Origin of the sequence: Hyphococcus aureus (genome assembly GCF_042643165.1) — a bacterium.
Lineage (GTDB): Bacteria > Pseudomonadota > Alphaproteobacteria > Caulobacterales > Parvularculaceae > Hyphococcus > Hyphococcus aureus.
Window position 1 is genome coordinate 1498717 of sequence record NZ_JBHRSH010000001.1, and the last position, 19798, is coordinate 1518514.

General features: G+C 60.4%; 24 protein-coding genes. 19 read left to right on the forward strand and 5 right to left on the reverse strand.

The features are described from left to right. Positions 1-795 (forward strand): SapC family protein, encoded by a 795-nt coding sequence (locus tag ACFOOP_RS07300; protein ID WP_379880235.1) that lies wholly within the window; start codon positions 1-3, stop codon positions 793-795. 141 nt (positions 796-936) lie between these two features. Beyond that, positions 937-3039, forward strand: coding sequence for a protein-disulfide reductase DsbD family protein (locus ACFOOP_RS07305; RefSeq protein ID WP_379880236.1), 2103 nt, complete (start codon positions 937-939; stop codon positions 3037-3039). On the opposite strand, the gene ACFOOP_RS07310 is transcribed toward ACFOOP_RS07305, so the two are convergent. Next, positions 3022-3201 (reverse strand): hypothetical protein, encoded by a 180-nt coding sequence (locus ACFOOP_RS07310; protein WP_379880237.1) that lies wholly within the window; start codon positions 3199-3201, stop codon positions 3022-3024. The two genes, ACFOOP_RS07305 and ACFOOP_RS07310, sit on opposite strands and share 18 nt — an antisense overlap. 97 nt (positions 3202-3298) lie before the next feature. On the opposite strand from ACFOOP_RS07310, the gene pgi reads away from it, so the two are divergent. The 3 genes from pgi to ACFOOP_RS07325 are packed head-to-tail and all read left to right on the forward strand — an operon-like array spanning position 3299 to position 6167. After that, positions 3299-4963 (forward strand): glucose-6-phosphate isomerase, encoded by a 1665-nt coding sequence (gene pgi / locus ACFOOP_RS07315; RefSeq protein ID WP_379880239.1) that lies wholly within the window; start codon positions 3299-3301, stop codon positions 4961-4963. A 13-nt stretch (positions 4964-4976) separates the two neighbouring features. Beyond that, entirely contained in the window at positions 4977-5561 is a 585-nt protein-coding gene (locus ACFOOP_RS07320; protein ID WP_379880240.1) for a peptidylprolyl isomerase, read from the forward strand. 6 nt (positions 5562-5567) lie between these two features. After that, a complete protein-coding gene (locus tag ACFOOP_RS07325; RefSeq protein ID WP_379880241.1) occupies positions 5568-6167 on the forward strand; it encodes a LysE family translocator in 600 nt (199 codons plus the stop codon). 39 nt (positions 6168-6206) lie between these two features. Here the strand turns inward: ACFOOP_RS07325 and ACFOOP_RS07330 are convergent, their stop codons facing one another. Further along, positions 6207-6680 (reverse strand): hypothetical protein, encoded by a 474-nt coding sequence (locus ACFOOP_RS07330; RefSeq protein WP_379880242.1) that lies wholly within the window; start codon positions 6678-6680, stop codon positions 6207-6209. A gap of 104 nt (positions 6681-6784) precedes the next feature. Here ACFOOP_RS07330 and hisS point away from each other — a divergent pair, with 104 nt between their 5' ends. Then, on the forward strand, positions 6785-8275 hold the full coding sequence (gene hisS, locus ACFOOP_RS07335) for a histidine--tRNA ligase (protein ID WP_379880243.1): 1491 nt from the start codon (positions 6785-6787) through the stop codon (positions 8273-8275). A 4-nt stretch (positions 8276-8279) separates the two neighbouring features. Here hisS and ACFOOP_RS07340 read toward each other — a convergent pair whose 3' ends face one another. Continuing rightward, positions 8280-8720: a putative signal transducing protein gene (locus ACFOOP_RS07340; protein ID WP_379880244.1), complete on the reverse strand. Its 441-nt coding sequence runs from the start codon at positions 8718-8720 to the stop codon at positions 8280-8282. A gap of 51 nt (positions 8721-8771) precedes the next feature. Then, positions 8772-9704, reverse strand: coding sequence for an AEC family transporter (locus ACFOOP_RS07345; RefSeq protein ID WP_379880245.1), 933 nt, complete (start codon positions 9702-9704; stop codon positions 8772-8774). A gap of 298 nt (positions 9705-10002) precedes the next feature. On the opposite strand from ACFOOP_RS07345, the gene ACFOOP_RS07350 reads away from it, so the two are divergent. From ACFOOP_RS07350 to ACFOOP_RS07395, 10 genes are all read left to right on the forward strand, one after another. Beyond that, a complete protein-coding gene (locus ACFOOP_RS07350; protein WP_379880246.1) occupies positions 10003-10356 on the forward strand; it encodes a DUF2794 domain-containing protein in 354 nt (117 codons plus the stop codon). 112 nt (positions 10357-10468) lie between these two features. Beyond that, positions 10469-11335, forward strand: coding sequence for a Coq4 family protein (locus ACFOOP_RS07355; protein WP_379880247.1), 867 nt, complete (start codon positions 10469-10471; stop codon positions 11333-11335). A 39-nt stretch (positions 11336-11374) separates the two neighbouring features. Continuing rightward, positions 11375-12022, forward strand: coding sequence for a thiamine phosphate synthase (gene thiE, locus ACFOOP_RS07360; protein ID WP_379880248.1), 648 nt, complete (start codon positions 11375-11377; stop codon positions 12020-12022). A 371-nt stretch (positions 12023-12393) separates the two neighbouring features. Then, positions 12394-13332, forward strand: a complete 939-nt coding sequence (locus ACFOOP_RS07365) for a tetratricopeptide repeat protein (RefSeq protein WP_379880249.1) — start codon at positions 12394-12396, stop codon at positions 13330-13332. Positions 13333-13378: 46 nt separating this feature from the next. Further along, complete coding sequence (gene ruvC / locus ACFOOP_RS07370; protein WP_379880250.1) at positions 13379-13879, forward strand: crossover junction endodeoxyribonuclease RuvC; 501 nt, start codon at positions 13379-13381, stop codon at positions 13877-13879. After that, positions 13880-14512, forward strand: coding sequence for a Holliday junction branch migration protein RuvA (ruvA, locus tag ACFOOP_RS07375; protein WP_379880251.1), 633 nt, complete (start codon positions 13880-13882; stop codon positions 14510-14512). Between the two features lie 17 nt (positions 14513-14529). Beyond that, positions 14530-14694: a hypothetical protein gene (locus ACFOOP_RS07380; protein ID WP_379880252.1), complete on the forward strand. Its 165-nt coding sequence runs from the start codon at positions 14530-14532 to the stop codon at positions 14692-14694. A 10-nt stretch (positions 14695-14704) separates the two neighbouring features. Beyond that, a complete protein-coding gene (locus ACFOOP_RS07385) occupies positions 14705-15142 on the forward strand; it encodes a hypothetical protein (protein WP_379880253.1) in 438 nt (145 codons plus the stop codon). After that, complete coding sequence (ruvB, locus tag ACFOOP_RS07390; protein WP_379880254.1) at positions 15142-16179, forward strand: Holliday junction branch migration DNA helicase RuvB; 1038 nt, start codon at positions 15142-15144, stop codon at positions 16177-16179. Before ACFOOP_RS07385 ends, ruvB begins: the two co-directional genes overlap by 1 nt. A gap of 68 nt (positions 16180-16247) precedes the next feature. Beyond that, on the forward strand, positions 16248-16763 hold the full coding sequence (locus ACFOOP_RS07395) for a DUF3592 domain-containing protein (protein ID WP_379880255.1): 516 nt from the start codon (positions 16248-16250) through the stop codon (positions 16761-16763). On the opposite strand, the gene ACFOOP_RS07400 is transcribed toward ACFOOP_RS07395, so the two are convergent. Beyond that, entirely contained in the window at positions 16760-17803 is a 1044-nt protein-coding gene (locus tag ACFOOP_RS07400; RefSeq protein ID WP_379880256.1) for a hypothetical protein, read from the reverse strand. The genes ACFOOP_RS07395 and ACFOOP_RS07400 overlap by 4 nt on opposite strands. A gap of 62 nt (positions 17804-17865) precedes the next feature. Here ACFOOP_RS07400 and ybgC point away from each other — a divergent pair, with 62 nt between their 5' ends. The 3 genes from ybgC (at position 17866) to tolR (ending at position 19794) form a co-directional block, all read left to right on the forward strand. Continuing rightward, complete coding sequence (gene ybgC, locus ACFOOP_RS07405) at positions 17866-18288, forward strand: tol-pal system-associated acyl-CoA thioesterase (RefSeq protein ID WP_379880257.1); 423 nt, start codon at positions 17866-17868, stop codon at positions 18286-18288. A 352-nt stretch (positions 18289-18640) separates the two neighbouring features. After that, a complete protein-coding gene (gene tolQ, locus ACFOOP_RS07410; protein ID WP_379880258.1) occupies positions 18641-19363 on the forward strand; it encodes a protein TolQ in 723 nt (240 codons plus the stop codon). Next, the gene (gene tolR, locus ACFOOP_RS07415; RefSeq protein ID WP_379880259.1) at positions 19363-19794 is read left to right on the forward strand and encodes a protein TolR; all 432 of its coding nucleotides are present in this window, start codon (positions 19363-19365) and stop codon (positions 19792-19794) included. Before tolQ ends, tolR begins: the two co-directional genes overlap by 1 nt. The last annotated feature ends 4 nt before the right edge of the window (positions 19795-19798 follow it).

Here is a 19798-nt window from a genome sequence, read left to right on the forward strand (position 1 = left end):
ATGAGCGAGGCGCAAGCTCTCCCCGAAGTGACCGGCCGTATGTTCCTTTACGAACAGCCGGAACTGTTGATGAAAGAAAAACATGGCGATCTCGGCATTACGCCGGCGTCGCATCCCTTCGGCTTCGCCTCCAAAGTGCGGGCGCTGCCGGTTACGCTTGGCGAGATCCCGTCGGCGATCAAAGATTATCCCTTGATCTTCATGTCGCAGGAACAGCCTCAGCTTCTGGCTGTCACCGGGCTTTATGATGACTTCAACCTTTTTGTCGACGACAACGGCAATTGGGAGGATTTCTCCTACATCCCCGGCTATGTGCGCCGTTATCCCTTTGGCGTCGCCGCCGAAGCGAGCGGCGAGCGCATGGCGGTGGTGATTGACCGCGGCTTCGAAGGATTGACCACGACGGGTGAGAATCGTCTTTTCGAAGACGGCCAGATGACGCAGCAAACGCAGGCGGCGGTGGACTTCGTCAAAACCTACGAACGCGACCGTCAGCAGACGGAGCAGTTTGCAAAGCTCCTCAACCATCATGAGCTGATCCAGCAGCAGACCGCCCATTACACGCCCTCCGGCGCGAGTGAGCCGGTGACCTTTGCGCAATATTTCGGCGTTGACGAAGAGCGTTTGAAGGCGCTTCCCATTGAGACCAAAATGGAGCTTGAAAGCCAGGGCGTATTGGCCCTGATTTATGCGCTGCTCATCTCCATGGGCAACTGGCGCCTCCTGCTTCAGCGCCGCGCCAAGCGCTTTAACCTCACCGAGCAGGATGTCTTTAAACCGCTGGTTTCAAACTAACCGGTTTAGAACGACCTCAAAGATCAGCCGGGCCGCGTGATTAGCGCCGCCCGGCTTTTTCATGTTCAAGTTTCAGCGATCCTGAGCGGAGAAAAGCGAATAAGCATTGGCCTTCTCTGCGGGCCCCGTTACCAAGACGCCATGAAATTCCGTCTCGCATTTCTCCTCACGCTGATCTCCTTTGCGGCGTCCCTTGCCGGGGCGCGGGCGCAAACCGTGATTGAGAACGACTACACAAGAACCGGGATTACGCCTGAGGCGGCGGGGTTTGCGCCGGGCGAGACGCTCTGGTTCGCGATTCGTCAGGAGATCAGCCCCGGTTGGCACGTGTTCTGGACCAATCCGGGCGATGCCGGGCTTCCCTTGCGGCTGGACTGGTCATTGCCCGAAGGATTTACGGCGGGCGAGATCGCGCATCCCGCGCCGGAATTCATACCCGTGGGCCCGCTGGCGAGTTATGCCCATGAAGGCGCGCCTGTATTTCTCGTTCCCGTAATGGCGCCTGCGAATGCGACGCCGGGGGCGAGCATCGACATCGCCATCGATGCGTCGTGGCAGACTTGCGAAGAAATCTGCGTTCCCGAAGACGGGCGTTTTTCTTTTTCGCTGCCGGTGCTGGCGCAGAGCACTCCCGATCCGTCGCACAAGGTTCTGTTCAGCCTCGCGCGCGCCAAACTGCCGGAAGCATATGAAGGGCGCGCGACAATCGCTGTCGAAGACGGCGCCTATGTGTTGACCATGGATGCGCCGGAAAATTTCGTTTCAGACAATGTGTTTTTCTTCGCCGGGCCTGAAGGCGTCGTCTCGCCGCCGGCGCCGCAGGACGTTGTGGAGGCGGATAGCGCCTTGCGCATTGCGATGCAGCCGGGTTGGGTCGAGCGCTATGAAGAGAAGACCTTTCCCGGTCTTTTGACCTTTGGCGAAGGCGGCGATGCTCGCGCTGTTGCGCTGACGGCCGACGTTCCGGCGCCGCTGCAAAAACCGGCAACGGTCCCGCAAGTGACGCCGCAAAAAGCCCCCGGGCTCGGCTTGCTGCTGGTGTTCGCCTTTTTGGGCGGCGTGATTTTGAATGTCATGCCTTGCGTCTTTCCGGTGGTGTTTATCAAGGCCGCAGCTTTCATGCAGAGCGCGCGCGAACACCCTGATACGGTGCGGCTCCATGGCCTGCTTTACGCAGCGGGCGTTATGGCGACGTTTCTGCTGATGGGCGGCGCGCTGCTCGCCTTGCGCGCCGGCGGCGCCCAATTCGGCTGGGGCTTTCATCTGCAATCGCCATGGGTGGTGGCGCTGTCGGCCTATGTGCTGTTGCTGGTCGGGCTTAATCTCGCCGGGCTGTTTTCTGCGGGCGAGGGGCTCGCGGGCGCGGGCGAAGGGCTTGCGTCGAAAAAAGGCGGCATGGGCGCTTTTTTCACCGGCGCGCTCGCGGTTGTTGTCGCTGCGCCTTGCATCGGACCATTATTGAGCGCGCCCATGGGCGCTGCGCTGTTGTTGCCGCCGATTGCGGGGCTGACGATTTTCGCAATGCTTGGTCTCGGTCTTGCCGCGCCTTATCTCCTCCTGTCCTTCGCGCCGGGGCTGGGCCAGCGCCTGCCCAAACCGGGGCCGTGGATGGCGATCTTCAAGCAGGCGCTTTCCTTCCCGGTCTTCGCAGCCGCCGCCTATTTCCTCTGGGTGCTGGCGCAGCAGACCACTGGCGCGGGGCTCGGCGCGGTGCTCACCGGGGCTGTCCTCCTCGCCTTTGCGGCCTGGGGTTATGAGAAAAGTAAAGCCGACGGCGGTCTGGCTTTCGCCTTGCGGGCGGTTTCGGCGCTGGCGGCTGTGATCGCCCTTGCGCCGCTGACCCGTCTTCCCGCAGCGGCGGCGCAGACGTCGCCGGTGTCCGAGCATGGTTATGGCGCAATCGCGGCCGAGCCTTACGGCGCAGCGGCGCTCGACGCCTATCGGGCGCAGGGCCGGCCGGTCTTCATCGATTTCACCGCCGCCTGGTGCGTCACCTGTCAGTTCAACAAGATGACGGTTTTCTCCGACGAAAAGCTTGGCCGGGCCTTCGCCGAGACGGGAACGGTCTTCATGGTCGCGGACTGGACCGTGCGCGATCCGGAAATCACGCAGGCGCTGGCGAGCTTCGGGGCGAGCGGCGTGCCGCTCTATGTTTACTATGATGCGTCGGGAGAAGGCTCTGTTTTGCCGCTGCCGCTGACCAGGAAAGCGGTGCTCAACGCAGTCTCAGGAGCCGGTCTCTAGCTGTGTCGCGGCGATTCTTTCGGCTTTGCGATGTTCCGCCGCAGCATGCTGCTCCCATTCCTGCGCTTTCAGCCCGAAAATCGCTGACACGGCGATGATGGCTGCAAGGCTCGTCAGCAGGCGTTTGATCAGATCGGTGCGAGTGGGAGCGGTGAGTTGCATCCCGCCCGTTTACCGCCTTTTCCTTAAAACGCGTTGAGGAAGACGTTTAAAATCCGTATCAGTTTCAAGATCGCGCAAAGGTTTCAGGGACAAGGGCATGACCGGCATTGCAACTACCCCCCAATGGGAGGCGCTCCGACGAGACGCCGATGCGCTTGAAGATGTTTCGCTCCGCGCCCTCTTCGAAGACGACCCGGCCCGGTTCGAGCGTTATTCCGTCGAAGCGGCGGGGCTGTTTCTCGATTACTCCAAAAACAAAATCACCGAAGACGTCGCCGATCATCTGATTGCGCTCGCCATGGCCGCAAAGCTCGAAGCAGCCCGCGACGCCATGTTCGCCGGCGAAGAAATCAACGTCACCGAAGGCCGGGCGGTGCTGCATCCGGCGCTGCGTGACTTTTCCATGCGCGATTATCATGTGGGCGGCGAAAATGTCTCCAGACAAGTCCGCGCTGAACGCGAAAAAATGAAGATTTTCTGTGACGCCGTCCATGGCGGCGGGCGCAAGGGCTTCACGGACAAGCCCCTGACGACCATCGTCAATATCGGCATCGGCGGGTCTGATCTCGGGCCCCTGATGGCGACGGAGGCTTTACGCCCCTACTGGATTGACGGGCGGCGCGCCTTTTTCGTTTCCAATGTAGACGGCCAGCACATCGCCGATACGCTGGCGCAATGCGATCCGGAAACAACGCTCTTCATCGTTGCATCAAAAACCTTCACTACGCAGGAGACCATGACCAATGCCGAGACGGCGAAAGACTGGTTCCTGAAAAACGGCGGCGGCGAAAGCGACATCGCCAAACATTTCATTGCGCTGTCGACCAACGCTTACGCCGTGAAGGCGTTCGGCATCGCGCCGGAAAATATGTTCGAATTCTGGGACTGGGTCGGTGGGCGCTATTCATTGTGGTCTGCTATCGGCATGTCCATCGCGCTGCAGGTCGGTTTCGATATTTTCGAAAAGCTCCTGCGCGGCGCGCACGCCATGGATGAGCATTTCCGCAGCACGGAGCTGCGCGAGAACATGCCGGTGATGCTGGCGCTTACCGGAATATGGAATCGCAATTTCCAGGGCGCGGCGTCCCACGCGGTTCTGCCCTATGACCAGCATTTGCATCGCCTGTCGGCCTATCTGCAACAGGCTGACATGGAATCGAATGGCAAGCGGGTTGAAGCCGACGGAGCGCCGGTTTCCTGCGCCACCGGGCCGGTGATTTTCGGTGAGCCCGGCACCAACGGCCAGCACGCTTTCTATCAGCTTCTTCATCAGGGCACGGATATTATCTCGGCTGATTTTATCGCTCCGGCGATCAGCCAGTCGGAAACCGGCGATCATCACGAGAAGCTGCTTTCGAATTTCCTCGCACAGACCGAAGCCCTGATGCGCGGCAAGACCGAAAAGGAAGCACGCGAGGAATTGAAGGCGCAGGGCCTCGCCCCACCGGAAATCGACAAGCTCGCGCCCCATAAGGTGTTTCCCGGCGGGCGGCCGACCAATTCGATCCTGATGGACAAGCTCACGCCGGAACATCTCGGCGCGCTGATCGCGCTTTATGAGCACAAGATTTTCTGTCAGGGCGTCATCTGGGGCGTCAATTCCTTTGACCAGTGGGGTGTGGAGCTGGGCAAGGTGCTGGCGAAGACGATCCTTCCCGAACTGGCCAAAGCCGGCGAAGAAAAGCCCGTGGCGAAAGACCATGACGCGTCAACAAACGGCCTTATTGACCGGATAAACGCCGCCCGCGCAAAGATAAAATAAGGGAGCGAGCGCGATGAAAAGACTGATCGCCTTATTGGCCTTCATGCTGCTGTTCACCAGCGGCGCGTATGCGGAAGGCGAGACCCATGCGAGGATCAAAACCTCCATGGGCGACATTGTCGTTGAGCTTTATCCCGACAAGGCGCCGAAGACGGTGCCGAACTTTCTCGAATACGCTTCAAGCGGTCATTACGACCGCACACTCATTCACCGCGTGGTGCGCGGCTTTGTGATTCAGGGCGGCGGCTATTCGCGCTTTTTCACCGAGCGTCCAACGCGCGATCCAATCCCCTATGAAGCAGACAATGGATTGAAGAATGTGCGCGGGACCATCGCCATGGCGCGCAGCGACAGCCCGGACAGCGCGGCGGCGCAATGGTTCATCAATCTGCGCGACAACCCGAAACTCGATCACAAGATGTTCGAGGGGCTGCCTGTCTATGGCTACACGGTGTTTGGCCGCGTCGTCGACGGCATGGATGTCGCCGACGCCATCGGCGAGGTCGAGACCGGTCCCGGCGGTGATTTCGAAGCCGAAGTGCCGGTGGAGCCGGTGATCATTGAACGCGTCGACCCGATCGATTGGCCTCAGGACTAGGCGCGGATGTTGGCCGATCTCCTGACTCTTTGCTTGGCGGTTACCGTCCTTCTGGGCTCGCCGGGCCCGGCTCCTATGGCGCTTGCCGGTGTCGGCGCTGCCTATGGGCCGCGGCGCGGCGTTTATTTTCTTTTTGGGCTCCTCGCTGCGGCTGCTCTTGTAATGCTGTTTTCATCTTTCGGCGTGGCCGCCGTGCTGTCTGCGGCGCCGCCTTTGCGCCTCATGCTTCAGTGTATTGCTGCGGCTTATATTCTGTATCTCGCGATGCGCGTATATCGCGGCGCTGTTGGAACTGAAACGGAAAAGCGAGCGAAAGCGCCTAACTTTTCGGACGGGTTTATTCTAAACATTATTAATCCGAAGGCTTATGCTGCTTTTGCAGCAATCTTCGCTTCGTTTGGGTTGCGTTATTCCGATCCGGCTCTGTCCGCTGTTGCGACCGCCGCCGTCACATTCTTTCTCGTTTGTCTAATTGATACGGGCTGGTTGTTGGCTGGCGGCGTTTTCAAGCGGGTGACGAGCAATCCTGAACATGGGCGCATAATCCGTGGCGTTTTTGCTGTCATGATGGCGGTGACGGGCCTGTACAGTCTGACAAGGCTTTAACGACGCGCCACGCATATGGCGCGCCTGCCGTTGTCTTGCCTATTCGCCGTTTTTCATCGCCTTCAGCGCCGCGCCGTCCACCGTAAAATGTTCGGTGATGGTCACGCTTTCACCGGCTGAGATGGCGGCGGCTTCTTCCGCGCTCAACTCGCGGCTGAACAGTGTCCGCTCGCCCGGGTTCAGCGTGTCGACGATCTCGCCCTTGATGGCGATCTCAAGCGTTGCAAGAAACGTCGGCGCTGCGTCATCGCCCGTGTTGGCGACCGGCGTCAGCACAAAGATCGCCTCGTTCTCGTTCTCGCCCTCGCGGACCAGCTTGTTGATCGGGCGCGAGCCGGACATGGAGCCGCTGTCGCCAGACAGAAACTCGTCTTCCTTGCCATTGATGGAGGTGGTGACCGCGACGTCCTGCGTCGACACGCTCATGGTCAGGAACATATCGGCGGGCACAGGACCGCCGCAGCCGAACAGCGCAAAGGGCGCCAGCGCCCAGCCGAATTTGAAAGCCTTCATTTTTCTCTCCCCGGAAATGCAGAAATTATGGGCTGAACCGGCCAGAGGCTCAATCGTGGCGCGCCACATTGCGAGGGGCCCCGGGATCGGCTATCCCGCGCTTCATGGCTGATAAATCGAACAAGAAACAGAAAACCTTCCGCCCCAAGGCGCGCATCCCCCGCGGCTTTCGCGACCGGCTGGGCGCGGAAATCGCCGCCGAGCGCGAGATGCTGGGCCGGATCAGCGCCGTTTATGAGGCCCATGGCTTTGACGCGCTGGAAACGCCCGCCTTCGAATATACGGACGCGCTGGGCAAGTTCCTGCCCGATGTGGACCGGCCGAACCAGGGCGTTTTTTCGCTTCAGGATGATGACGAACAGTGGATGAGCCTGCGCTACGATCTGACAGCGCCGCTCGCGCGTTTTGTGGCGGAAAATTACGACGCGCTGCCAAAGCCGTTCCGGCGCTATCAGATGGGGCCTGTCTGGCGCAATGAGAAACCGGGACCGGGCCGGTTCCGTCAGTTCACCCAATGCGATGTGGATACGGTCGGCGCGCCCGCGCCCTATGCGGACGCTGAAATCTGCGCGCTGTTCGCCGATGTGATCGAGGCGGCGGGGATCGCGCCGGAGGATTTCTTCATTCGCGTCTCCAACCGCAAGATCGTCGACGGGTTGTTCGAAAAAATCGGGCTGGCCGATGAGGGTGATGTGGAAACGCGCCTCACCGTCATGCGGTCCATGGACAAGTTCGACAAGTTCGGCGCTGAAGGCGTCGGTCTGTTGCTCGGGCCGGGCCGCAAGGACGAGAGCGGCGACTTCACCGACGGCGCCAAGCTCGACGACGCCAAAATTGAAACCGTGCTGGCGTTCCTGACGTCGGGGCCGGAGAATTCAAACGCCGATCCGCTCAGCGTGATCGAGCAATTGCTTGGCGAGACCAGCAGCGGCGCCGAGGGCGTTGCGGAATTGCAGGGCATCAAGGCGTCAATTCCCGATTTCGAAAAACGCCCGATCCTCTTCGATTGCTCGGTCATTCGCGGGCTCGATTATTACACTGGCCCCGTTTTCGAAGCGGAATTTTCGAGCGGCCTCACAGACGCAAAAGGCCGCCCGGTGCAGATGGGCTCCATTGGCGGCGGCGGGCGTTATGACGGTCTCGTCAAACGTTTCAAAGGCGTAGAGGTGCCGGCCGTTGGCGTCTCTGTCGGCGTGTCGCGCCTGCTTGCAGCGCTGGAACTGAAAAAAGACGCGGCGGAGGTCGAGCGCGGCCCGGTGGTGATCCTCGCCCTCGAAAAAGATCAGATGGCGGAATATCAGAAAATGGCCGGCGATCTGCGCAAGGCGGGCGTCAGGGCCGAGGTCTATCTCGGCGGCTCCAATTTCGGCAAACAGTTGAAATACGCCGACAAGCGCGCCGCGCCCGTTGCGGTCATTCAGGGCTCTGACGAGCGTGAAAACGGCGAGCTTCAGATCAAGGATCTGGTGCTTGGCGCCGAGCTTTCAAAAGAGATCGAGGACAACGCCGAATGGCGCGAGGGGCAGCCCGCGCAGTTTTCCGTCAAGCGCGATGAGCTTGTGGAAGCGGTGAAGAAGGTGTTGGCGCGGCGGTAGGCAGTTACATCTGGTAACGAAACCACCAGAGCCATTCGAAGAGCACGTACAAGACTAGCATGTAGAGCGTGAGCAATGCTGCGCCCTGAAGCGCTCCAAACCATCCCGCCCTCGGTTTGGGGAGAAAAGGAACGCCGCTCGAGAATGCGACAGGCAGCCAAAGCCAGTTCGTTTTTCGCTTCCGTGGAAGGTCTTCAACAAAATCCTCTTCCACAATTTCCAGCGGCGTTGCGCCAATATTTCTCAGAAGCGTTCGAGCGTTGTCTTCAGAAGACGCCATCACCTGTAAGCCATAACCATGCAACGCGATACGCATCCATGGCGCCATGGTCAGGTAGTGATCGTTCTGTATGAATGAATCAATGCCGTTGGATAGGAGAAAGCTTTTCGCACAATAGGCTTCTTCCGGATCATAGAAGCGCGCTATTTCTATTAGGTTTCCCATTTGTTGAGACTAGCGCGTCTTATGACGCAGTGAAAGCGGTGGGATCTTGCCTCAACCAAACGCCACCAGCACCGCTGAAATCGTAAAGATGGAAATGATCGTCGTGAAGCTGACGGCGGCGGCGCTTTCGCTCATATAGACGCGGTACTGGCTCGCCATCACGAAGGTGCCGACGCCGGACGGCACGGCGACGAACAGCGCAAGCGCGCCCCAGTAATCCGGATCGCTGACGCCGAGGAAATGCGCAGTGGTGAGCGCGACGGCGGGAAGCAGCGCCATTTTGCCGAAAGCGATCAGGCTGACCCGCCCAGCGACGGATTGAAACGCCGGGAACTGATGCGTCGCAAGGAAAACGCCAAGCGAGAAAAGCGCCGTCGGTCCCGCCGCGCGGCCGAGCAAATCGAAAAAGGTTCTGACCGGTCCTTCAAAATGTATTCCGAGGGCGGAATATATGAAGCCTAAAATCATGCCCATGATCAGCGGGTTCTTGAGCGGTCCGAGAATGAAGCTCAAGGCGCGCTCGATCGCGTGGCCGTCTTCTTTGCGCGGCGAAATCAACGCGGTCAAAATCGCGATGATGATCGTGCCTTCGATCAGCATGGCGGAAACGAAGGGCCGCGCCCAGCCGTCAATCGTCAGGGCAATCGGCAGGCCGAGAAAAACGGCGTTGCCGAGCGTCGAGGAAAGGGCGTGCGCGCCGGCTTCCTGTTTGGTGACGCCGAATAATCGCTGCGACAGGACATAGCCGAAAGTGAGGGAGGCGAGCGCGCCCGCGCCATAGGACAGCCCGACAGCGAGATCCTTGGCGTCGGGCGGCGAGGCGCCGGCGGTGAGGCCGAACAGCGCGCAGGGCATCGCGAACCGGAACACGAATTTATTGAGCGCGTCGGACTCCGAAAGGCTGAGCAGCTTCGCCCGGCCGGCGAATATGCCGGCGGCGATGACCGCAAAGACGGGGAGGGCGATGGTGAGGACGGCGCTCATGACCCGGCGGGGTTTCCCGCGCGCCGCCGCAACGGTCAAGGGAAACAGATAAGCGCAAGGAAGAAAAGAAATTGCCGGACGGAGTGAGGGCCAAATCTCCCGGGGGCTGGGGGCGATGGTTAAAACCGGAAACTCCGGCCCGTCGCATCCGCCCGGCCGAGTGACATTGACGGCGGATTGGGGCGCGGAGAGGGACCAATTAAGGCGATTTTAAGGATGATTTTCCCCGCTTGGTTGCGCTTGCGAAGGGGCTTTAAGGGGTTGCGGCGACGCGCCGGTCGGGCGATGCTCTGTCCCAATGCGCACTAATCCCGCATCAATCCCGGCGAGGGACCAGAGCAGAAGGCAGCCCGAAGCGGTCGCCTTCAACCGGGGCGAGCTGACGCGCATCCTCTCTGTTTATGGCTATTTCGTCGCCGCCGGGGAATGGCGCGACTACGCCATCGACTCCCTTCAGGACGCGGCGGTGTTCTCGATCTTCCGGCGCGCGTCTGAGCTGCCTCTTTATCGCATCGAAAAACGCCCGGCGCTGGCGAAGAAACAGGGCGCCTGGGTCGTCGTTTCCATGACCGGCGCCGTCCTCAAGCGTGGGCACGATCTGGCGCAGGTGCTCAAAGTCTTCGACCGGCAGAAGCTCAAGCTCGCGACCTGAATTCAGCGCCACCGGCGAAATTTTGCCCCTTGCTCTTGAATTCCGGGCCCGCTGGGGCAAGATGCGGTCAGGTAAACTGGTCAGTGTAACGCTATAAAAAACAGGCTGCCCCATGACTGCTGACGCCGCGCCAACCCGTATCGAAATTCCGCCCGAGAAATATGACTGGATCAACGGCTTTCCGTTGCCGCCGTCCGAGCCGCGCCGGCCTTTGCATGCGGTCGCGTCCGTCCTGAAGCTGATCTCCAACAAGGAGGACACGCGACAGGTTTTCGAAATTATTCAGGCGATGGCGGGCGACAGCCCCAAGCGCATGTTCCGCAAATTCACGGATACGCCTTACGGGCGTAAGGTCGTGACCGAGCCGGTGAAGCTTGAAGACATACTCGGCGATCGCGAAGCCTTGCGCGCTTACCCTGAGGGAACTGTGGCGCGCGCCTATCTCGCTTTCATGGAAGGCGAGAATCTGACGCCGGAAGGGCTGCGGTCTGCAGCTGAAGAAGCCGATATCGATTACGAAGCCTATCCGGAATTCTCCGAATATATGCGCCTGTTCATGCATTTGCAGGTGAGCCACGATCTCTGGCATGTGCTGACGGGTTATGGCCGTGACGCTTTGGGCGAGCTTTGCAATCTCGTCTACACGCGCCACCAGACCTATAATCCCGGTTTCCGGTTGATCGTCGCCATTGGTTTTCTTGCGCAGAAACTAGAACAGCCTTCCGCGCAAATACAAAAAGCGCTCGCCGAGGCCAGACGCAATGCAAGCGCCGCCGAATGGGTGCTGGCGCATGACGTTGAGGAATTGCTGGCGATGCCCCTCGCTGATGCGCGCGCGCGACTGAAGATCGGCGAGCCGAAAATCTACAACGCGGTTCCCGACGAGATTAAGCGCACGCTGCTGAAGCCGAAAGTGGCGGAGACCCAGGCCGAACGGGAACGCGCCGCGAGGGAGCGCGCGGCGCTGCAAGCGGGTTAAGGCTTCCCAGAGGCTGTAACATTCCTATATAGCGCGGCCATGACCCATGATTGCCGCCTTTATCTGATAACGCCGCCAGCGATTGCAGACCTTGATGCGTTTGCTGAGGAGTTCGCCGGCGCGCTTGGCGCTGGCGATGTCGCCTGTGTTCAGTTGCGCCTGAAATCGCCCGAGGGTGTTGCCGCGAGTGACGACGACATTCTTCGCGCGGCGGAAAAACTCCTGCCGTTGGCGCGCGCGCATGATGTCGCTTTTCTCATCAATGACCGGCCTGACCTTGCGCTGAAATGCGGCGCGGACGGCGTTCATGTGGGCCAGTCCGATGCAAGTTGTAAAAAGGCGCGCGCGCTTCTCGGCGAGGACGCCACGGTGGGCGTCACCTGTCACAATTCGAAACACCTGGCCCTGATCGCGGGCGAGGCTGGCGCGGATTACGTTGCTTTCGGGGCGTTTTTCCCGACCCGGACCAAAGAGGCGCCCACGGTGGCTGATCCGGCGCTGCTCGAATGGTGGAGTTTCGCCACGACGCTGCCTTGCGTCGCTATTGGCGGAATCACGCCGGAAAATTGCGGAGACCTGGTCCGGGCGGGCGCTGATTTCCTTGCTGTTTCTGGGGCGGTCTGGTCTTGCGAAGACGGCCCCGCCGCAGCCGTAAAGGCGTTCAACGCCGCGATCGCCGCCGCCTGACGCCTCGTTAACCCTTGAAATTACGCTACAACCGGCATCCTTTTTGCACCGTTCCTCGCACAACCCTGAGGAGCATCAATATGAGCCTGCGCTGGATTCTTGTGACCGCCTCTGTCGCGACCGTCGCCCTGTGCTTCGCCGCCGCCTTTATGGAAGGCGCCAATCTCGCCATGGCGGCTGCTAGCTAAGGCGCCGGGCGAAAAAGCGGTTGCCGGTTTTTCGTAATATCGGCGCGACCATAAAAACGAGATCAATAAGACGATCCCGAGGAACGCCCGATGATCTGGCCTCGCGCGGCGAAGCGGCTTAACAAACGCGTCATGAGGCGCGTTTTTTTTACTCTCCTTGCTTGCCTGAATCTGGGCCTCAGCTTGACGCCCGCCGCGGCGCAGGACCCGGCCGTGCCGGAAGCTTTCGACCTGCTTCTCGCTGGCGATTATGACGGCGCGCTCGTCCTTGTCAGTCCGCTTGCGGAGGCTGGCGATGCGGAGGCGCAGCACCTTCTCGGCTATCTTTATGAAAACGGTCTCGGGGTTGAGAAAGATCTTCAGCATGCGGTCGATCTATACGTCGCCGCAGGAACCGCCGGTCAGCCGGATGCGCAATTTGCGTTAGGCGAAATGGCGCTGGCGGGAGAGGGTGTGCGCCAGAGTTCGCAAACGGCGTTCGGCTGGTACAGGCTCGCCGCGCGGCAGGGGCACGCTCGCGCGAAGCTGCGCCTTGGCGTTATGTATCTGGAAGGCAATGGCGTTGAACAGGACAAGACGCGCGGCGTTGACTATTTCACTGACGCCGCCGAAGCGGGCGATGCGGAGGCGCAGCGCAATCTCGCCATTGCTTTTCTGTCGGGCGACGGCGTCGCCGCCGATGACCGCAAGGCGGCGGAATGGTTCGCCAAAAGCGCCAATGGCGGCGATGCGCTCGCGGCCTATAATCTCAGCCTGATGCTGCAATCGGGGCGTCTCGGCCCTCCTGATCTGGATGCGGCCGCCGCGCGCATGTATCAGGCGGCGCAGGCTGACTTCGCGCCGGCGATGACCGGTCTCGGGCTGTTGCTCCATGGCGGCGCCAGGCTTGAGGGCGAAGACGACGCCGGGCATCCGGCTGACTGGTTTGAGCGCGCCGCCGAGGCCGGCGATCCGCAAGGGCGGTTTCTCTATGCTGTGGCGCTGACGCAAGGCGATGGCCGGGAGGCAGACCCGGAAAGCGCGAAGCTACTGGTGGATGATCTCCTCGCTGACCCTTCGGTCGATCCGGCCCTGAAACGGGATGCGGAAAAGCTCCGCAAAGAGCTGGCGCGAAAACACTGATTCACGTTTTGTTTCTTTTGCGCCGGAACCGCCCTATGGTCCGGCCATGAACGCAGTGATTCGTATATTGGGCGTCGATCCCGGCTCGGCCGCGACCGGCTGGGGCGTTGTCGAGAGTTCCGGCGCGCGGCTGTCCTATGTGGCCTCGGGCGTCATCCGTCCGAAGCGGGGGAGCGCGCCTGCGCAAAAGCTCAGCGTGATTTTCGAAGGGCTGAGAGAGCTGATCGCGGAATTTGCGCCGGATGAGGCGGCGGTGGAGGAGACTTTCGTCAACGCCAATCCGCGCGACGCGCTGGTGCTCGGTCAGGCGCGCGGCGTCGCATTGCTGGCGCCGGGGCTCGCCGGTTTATCAGTCGCCGAATACGCCGCGAACTCGGTGAAGAAATCTGTCGTGGGCAAGGGCCATGCGGACAAACACCAGGTTGCGGCCATGGTGAAAGTGTTGCTTCCCAAATGCGGGACGCTGGCGAGCGACGAAGCGGACGCGCTCGCCGTCGCGATCTGTCATGCGCATCATGCGGGCATCAGAAGGTTGGAGGCGTCGTAAATGATCGGCAGGTTGAAAGGCGTTGTGATTTCGCTGGCGGAAGAGACCGCCATCATAGACGTCAATGGCGTCGGCTACGAAATCTACGCCGCGCCGCGCGTATTGCAGGGATTGATCCCCGGCGATGAAGCGACGCTCTCCATTGAAACATTGGTGCGCGAAGATCTGATCCGGCTGTTCGGTTTTCCGTCAGAGAATGAGCGTCAGGCGTTTCGTCTGTTGCAAAGCGTGCAAGGGGTCGGCGCAAAACACGCGCTCGGCCTGTTGCAGGTTTTAACGCCGTCCGAGCTTTACGATGCGGTGACTGCCGAAGACGTGACGGCGGTCAGCCGCGCCCATGGGGTCGGCAAGAAACTCGCCCAGCGGATCGTCACCGAATTGCAGTCAAAAGCGGGCGCGCTCGCCGGCGCTTCCGGCGAAGTGATCACCATGGCCGCGCGCAAGAAAGTCGCCGCCGCCGCGCCGTCCGACCCTGCGCTTTCTGCAAAAGCGGACGCCGTGTCGGCGCTCGCCAATCTCGGCTATGACGGAGTGGAGGCGCGCCGCGCCGTTGCGAGAGCTGCGGAAGGCATCCACGCGCCGGGCGTCGAAGCGCTGATCAAGGCGGCGCTCAAAGAACTGGCTGCGGCGTAATCGAGGGAGCTACTGATATGAGTGAGCAAAAACCTGAACCAAAGAAGAAAAGAGAAGAACAAGAAGAGCGGAATGAGCGCGATATTGGAAAAAGTATCAACGACGGAGTGAGCTCTGCTGATATCTTGCAATGTAGCAATTGCGGAAAACGCTATTTCAGGGGACAGGCTCATTCCTGTTGAAACCTAGACCATGACCGATAGTGCTGCCGAGATAGTCACCGCCGATGATATGGCTGATGCGACCAAGGAGTGGGTCACTAGCGAAGCCTCGAAGGTTGGCGACAGATATTTTGAAATTGCCAAATTTCTATTTGGCGCGTCCGCCGGGGCCTTTGCAGTAATTCCGTTTCTAAGTCAGCTAGGGGGGCAGCTGAACTTTTCTACTTTGGTTGATTTTGTCCCCCTTGCTCTATTGGCAATAGCGACGCTGCTGGCAATATTGATGGCATTACCGATGCATTTCGAAGTAAATCATACCGTGGATGTTGTTGCGAAACATCGCTCTTTCATTCAAAGGCAGCGGCGCCTTATTTTCTCTTGGTTATTGTTTTGGGCTGCCGGGATTTTTTTACTTTTCCTGAAAGCCACCACTTCGCTTGCCGAGACAAATGTTACGGTGACTCAATAATGGCTGAACCTGCTTACAATGACGACCGGCTGATCGACGGCGAGCGTAAAATCGAAGACGCCGACGCGGCGCTGCGCCCGAAAAAGCTCGACGATTTTGTGGGTCAGCCGAGCGCCAAGGACAATCTGCGCGTTTTCGTGCAGGCGGCGAAGGCGCGCGGCGAGGCGCTCGACCACGTCCTCTTTCACGGGCCGCCGGGTCTCGGCAAGACAACGCTGGCGCAGATTGTCGCCAATGAACTGGAAGTGAGCTTCCGCGCGACCTCGGGCCCGGCGATCACCAAGCCCGGCGATCTCGCGGCGCTCCTCACTAATTTGGAAGCCGGCGATGTTTTGTTCATCGACGAGATTCACCGCCTCTCGCCCGCCGTCGAGGAAGTGCTTTACCCCGCGATGGAGGATTACGCCCTTGATCTGATCATTGGCGAAGGACCGGCGGCGCGGTCGGTGCGCATCGACCTGCCACGCTTCACCCTGATTGGCGCCACGACACGCTCGGGGCTGCTTGCGAAGCCGCTGCTCGACCGTTTCGGCATTCCGGTGCGCCTTGATTTTTATTCTGAAAAAGATTTGGCGCATATCGTTTCGCGCGGTGCGTCCTTATTGAACGCTGAGATGTCAGCCGACGGCGCCGGCGAGATTGCACGGCGCGCACGCGGCACCCCCCGTGTCGCCGGGCGGCTCCTTCGCCGGGTGCGCGACGTGGCGACGGTGGAAGGGTCGGGGCTCATCGATGCGAAGGTCGCCGACAAGGCGCTGAAGCGTCTGGAGATCGACAAGCTCGGTCTCGACCCGCTCGACCGGCGCTATCTTCGTCTGATTGCGGAGCATTTCGGCGGCGGCCCCGTGGGCGTTGAAACCATTGCGGCTGCATTGGCCGAGGCGCGCGACGCTGTTGAGGATGTGATCGAACCGTTCCTCCTGCAACAGGGTCTGATCCAGCGCACGCCGCGCGGCCGTGTTCTCTCCGCAACCGCCTGGACGCATATCGGGCTCACGGCGCCGAAGACCGGCGCGAATCTGTTTCCCGAAAAATAGACCTAAATCGTCATTTTCTGGTGACCATTCCGGCCTAGCCTTTCCCCCGCAAAATCGGGGAGGCGCGCATGGGCGGATCGATTTTCATTACGCTGTTTTTCGGACTGTTTCTGGCGGTCGGGGCGGCGATGCTGTTCTGGGGCGGGCGGTCTTACTATTACGCGCAAGAGGCGGCGCACTGGCCGACAACGCCCGGCGACATCATCGCGTCGGACTTCAAGGTCAATTCCGACAGCGACGGCGACACCTACGAAGCGAAGATCGAATATAAATATAATCCCGACGGCTACGAGCGCACGGGCAAGGCGATTGCGTTCGGTTACACGGCGAGTTCGGGCCGCCAGTTTCATCACGAGATTTATGAGGCCCTGCCCTTGGGCGCGCAGGTCGCTGTGCGATACGATCCGTCGAAACCGGACCGCGCGGTGCTTTCCTATGGCGTCAACCGTTCAATCCTCTTTATCGTGATCTTCGGCGCGATCTGGACGATCTTTACGGTCGGTATCGCTTCACTGTTTTTCCTGAGCGAAAGCGGCGCCGGGTCGCTTCTCGACAATATTCTGATTTATTCGAGCGGGCGTTAAATCACGCCGAACTCTTTGAGATGCTCTTCAATGCGCGCGCGCAACGCCGCCTCATCCAAATCGTCAACAGCGATGACGGCGTAGTTTTCAACACCCGCGCCTTTGGCGATGAAGAGGTTCGCCGAATGCCACCAGTCGCGGCGGGTCAGCTCGATCAGGTTTTTCGTGCGCCAATGCATCACGCCGAATATCGCTGAACCCTGATCGGCGATGACCGTTTCCATGTTGGCGGCCATGTCGTTGAAAACCTCGGGTGAGGAATTGTGTGTGTCGAACACATCGCCGCCAAGGGATTTTACAATCGCCGCGGTTTCTTCCGTGGGATAGTCGCGCTGCACCGATTCCGACACCGTGCCGAAACGGCCGAGATAGGTGATGGAGCCTTCGCGCGCCGGCGGCGGCGTTAAATCAAACGCCTTGCGATAGGCGCTGACTTCTTTCTCGCTCCAGTAATAGCTCGGGATGCGTTTCCTCAGGACTGTCGCCTGTTCGATTAACACCGGCGCCTCGGCGACTTCCATGGTGAGGCCGAGCGCCGCGATATCGCGCTTCACATAAGGCTTGCCCGCAAGCGAGGCGGGCATCACCATCGGCTCGGCGATCTTTTCAGCGCAGACAAGGGCGCAGATGAAGTCACCGACCCAGTCGCCATAGGTGTAGGGCGTTTCGGCCTCAATGACAGTTCCTTGCGCAATCCTTCGCGCGGGCGCCGCTGGGGTTTTCAGGATTTCCGGCAGGGACGGCGCACGTATCGAAAAGCGCTCAACAATGCGGCCGTCCGCGACGCCCATGCCTTCCGCCGTATACAGAAGGTTCTGGACGGTTTCACTTTCCGGGCGCGGCGCGGCGTAAACGAGCCGCTTCTGTTCCGGTTTGTCGCCGGAGAGCGTCAGGGTTTGCGTTTGACGGGTCTCAAGCTCGGCAGCGGCGTAGGGCGTCCAGCGACCAGCGAGCGCCGCTGCGCGACGCGCCGGCGCGACGATAGCGTTTTTCAGTCTGACGGCCGGATTGGTCCAGTCGGGATTGCCGATGATTTTCATGTCGTCTGCCTACAGCGCGTTTTCCTTGCGGGACAAGCCGGAGTAATGCCAGAACATGAATAATGAGCGATGAAACAATATATCGGCTGCCGATCCGGATTTATTATGAAGACACGGATTTTTCCGGCGTTGTCTATCATGCGGCCTATCTGAAGTTCTTCGAACGCGGCCGGACCGAGGCGCTGCGCGCCTGCGGCGTCCATCACTCAGAGCTTTTAACCCGGGAGGAGCCGCTCGCCTTCGCCGTGCGCAAGATGACGACGGAATGGCTGATCCCGGCGAAGATCGACGACATGCTGGAGGTCCGGACCCGTTTTGTCTCGGCGAAAGGCGCGCGGATGATCCTGGCGCAGGAAATCTGGCGGGAGGATGCGCTCCTCGCCAGAGCCGATGTGGAGGCCGCCTGCATGTCTGTTTCGGGCCGTCCCCGGCGTCTGCCAGCGGACGTCATCAGCCGTTTTATCGCCCCGCGCGCTGGCGGGTAGATGGTCTGAAGTAGCGATCTCAACGGTCAGACGCCGGCACTTAAATATCCTGTGCAAACCGGGCGGCGGCAGGGAAAACGCCATAAACCTTTCATTAACCGTCATTAAACTTTGGAAATCGCCGCTTTGGACCGCGCGGAGGCCTCCTATTCGCCCAAATTCCAGTGATAAGGGGATTAAACGGAAGCCCGTTCGGTGTTAACCATGGTTGGGCCCCGCGCGGGGTGAAACGCGCGATAAGGATGCTTGCGCCTATTTTTCTCATCAGCCGGTGGGAGGGTCGGGCGTGGGTTAAGAACAGTTTCGGTATCGGCCCCCCTGAAGGCGGGGCGCATGAGGGATAGTCAGAACAATGGAAACAGAAGTCGCGAGCGCTGCAGCAGCCGGGATGGGGGGCGATTTCAGCCTCTGGAGCTTGTTCCTGCGCGCCGATCCGATCGTGAAAACGGTGATGGGCATTCTCGTCATCGCGTCCGTGTGGTCATGGGCGGTGATCATCGACAAGTCGCTGACCTTCAGCCGCATCAAGTCGAAGTCGAACAAGTTCGAAGACCAGTTCTGGTCCGGCAAGCCTCTCGATGAGCTTTATCGCAAAATGCGCGACAAGCAGGATCACCCGATGGCGCGGGTTTTCGCCGCCGCCATGGAGGAATGGAGTACGGCGAAGACGGCCTCGGGCCGCAGCGACGCGCTCGTCATTGGCGCGCGTGAGCGCATCGACAAGATCCTCAGCGTTTCCGTTTCACGCGAACTTGAAAAAGCCGAAAGCAGCCTTGGCGTCCTGGCGACGGTCGGGTCGGCGGCGCCGTTTGTCGGCCTCCTCGGCACCGTCTGGGGCATCATGAACGCGTTTCAGGCGATTGCGCTGACGAAAGACACCAACCTCGCCGTCGTCGCGCCCGGCATCGCCGAAGCCTTGTTCGCCACGGCGCTGGGTCTGCTCGCCGCGATCCCCGCGGTTGTCGGCTATAACCGCTATTCTTCAGCGCTCAATTCCTTCGCCGTGCGGCTTTCCAGTTTTGCGGATGAATTCTCGAACATCCTGTCGCGCCAGCTTGACGAGAGGGCGCGCTGATGGGCGTCAACCTCAACTCAGGCGGCGGGCGCCACCGGCCGGGGCGGACAAGGCCCATGGCGGAAATCAACGTCACCCCGCTGGTCGACGTCATGCTGGTGCTGTTGATCGTGTTCATGGTCGCCGCGCCCCTGCTGACAGTTGGCGTCGCGGTGGACCTGCCGGAAACGGCGGCCAATCCGATCCAGGATCAGGGTGAGCCGCTGACCGTGACGGTCTCCGCAGACGGCACGATCTATGTGCAGGAAACGCCGGTGGAATACGAAAATCTCGTGGCCCATCTCGAGGCGGTTGCAACCGCCGGCTACGACCAGCGCATTTTCATTCGCGGCGACGAAAATCGCGCCTATGGCGACGTCGTGCGCGTCATGGGCCGCATCAACGCCGCCGGGTTCCGTCGCATCGGTCTCGTGACCGATCAGGAACAATAACGGC

What these genes read in the sequence shown, in the direction of transcription:
- ACFOOP_RS07300 (WP_379880235.1), top strand. Translation starts at nt 1, where the DNA reads ATGAGCGAGGCGCAAGCTCTCCCCGAAGTGACCGGCCGTATGTTCCTT.
- ACFOOP_RS07305 (WP_379880236.1), top strand. Translation starts at nt 937, where the DNA reads ATGAAATTCCGTCTCGCATTTCTCCTCACGCTGATCTCCTTTGCGGCG.
- ACFOOP_RS07310 (WP_379880237.1), bottom strand. Translation starts at nt 3,201, where the DNA reads ATGCAACTCACCGCTCCCACTCGCACCGATCTGATCAAACGCCTGCTG.
- pgi (WP_379880239.1), top strand. Translation starts at nt 3,299, where the DNA reads ATGACCGGCATTGCAACTACCCCCCAATGGGAGGCGCTCCGACGAGAC.
- ACFOOP_RS07320 (WP_379880240.1), top strand. Translation starts at nt 4,977, where the DNA reads ATGAAAAGACTGATCGCCTTATTGGCCTTCATGCTGCTGTTCACCAGC.
- ACFOOP_RS07325 (WP_379880241.1), top strand. Translation starts at nt 5,568, where the DNA reads ATGTTGGCCGATCTCCTGACTCTTTGCTTGGCGGTTACCGTCCTTCTG.
- ACFOOP_RS07330 (WP_379880242.1), bottom strand. Translation starts at nt 6,680, where the DNA reads ATGAAGGCTTTCAAATTCGGCTGGGCGCTGGCGCCCTTTGCGCTGTTC.
- hisS (WP_379880243.1), top strand. Translation starts at nt 6,785, where the DNA reads ATGGCTGATAAATCGAACAAGAAACAGAAAACCTTCCGCCCCAAGGCG.
- ACFOOP_RS07340 (WP_379880244.1), bottom strand. Translation starts at nt 8,720, where the DNA reads ATGGGAAACCTAATAGAAATAGCGCGCTTCTATGATCCGGAAGAAGCC.
- ACFOOP_RS07345 (WP_379880245.1), bottom strand. Translation starts at nt 9,704, where the DNA reads ATGAGCGCCGTCCTCACCATCGCCCTCCCCGTCTTTGCGGTCATCGCC.
- ACFOOP_RS07350 (WP_379880246.1), top strand. Translation starts at nt 10,003, where the DNA reads ATGCGCACTAATCCCGCATCAATCCCGGCGAGGGACCAGAGCAGAAGG.
- ACFOOP_RS07355 (WP_379880247.1), top strand. Translation starts at nt 10,469, where the DNA reads ATGACTGCTGACGCCGCGCCAACCCGTATCGAAATTCCGCCCGAGAAA.
- thiE (WP_379880248.1), top strand. Translation starts at nt 11,375, where the DNA reads ATGACCCATGATTGCCGCCTTTATCTGATAACGCCGCCAGCGATTGCA.
- ruvC (WP_379880250.1), top strand. Translation starts at nt 13,379, where the DNA reads ATGAACGCAGTGATTCGTATATTGGGCGTCGATCCCGGCTCGGCCGCG.
- ruvA (WP_379880251.1), top strand. Translation starts at nt 13,880, where the DNA reads ATGATCGGCAGGTTGAAAGGCGTTGTGATTTCGCTGGCGGAAGAGACC.
- ACFOOP_RS07380 (WP_379880252.1), top strand. Translation starts at nt 14,530, where the DNA reads ATGAGTGAGCAAAAACCTGAACCAAAGAAGAAAAGAGAAGAACAAGAA.
- ACFOOP_RS07385 (WP_379880253.1), top strand. Translation starts at nt 14,705, where the DNA reads ATGACCGATAGTGCTGCCGAGATAGTCACCGCCGATGATATGGCTGAT.
- ruvB (WP_379880254.1), top strand. Translation starts at nt 15,142, where the DNA reads ATGGCTGAACCTGCTTACAATGACGACCGGCTGATCGACGGCGAGCGT.
- ACFOOP_RS07395 (WP_379880255.1), top strand. Translation starts at nt 16,248, where the DNA reads ATGGGCGGATCGATTTTCATTACGCTGTTTTTCGGACTGTTTCTGGCG.
- ACFOOP_RS07400 (WP_379880256.1), bottom strand. Translation starts at nt 17,803, where the DNA reads ATGAAAATCATCGGCAATCCCGACTGGACCAATCCGGCCGTCAGACTG.
- ybgC (WP_379880257.1), top strand. Translation starts at nt 17,866, where the DNA reads ATGAGCGATGAAACAATATATCGGCTGCCGATCCGGATTTATTATGAA.
- tolQ (WP_379880258.1), top strand. Translation starts at nt 18,641, where the DNA reads ATGGAAACAGAAGTCGCGAGCGCTGCAGCAGCCGGGATGGGGGGCGAT.
- tolR (WP_379880259.1), top strand. Translation starts at nt 19,363, where the DNA reads ATGGGCGTCAACCTCAACTCAGGCGGCGGGCGCCACCGGCCGGGGCGG.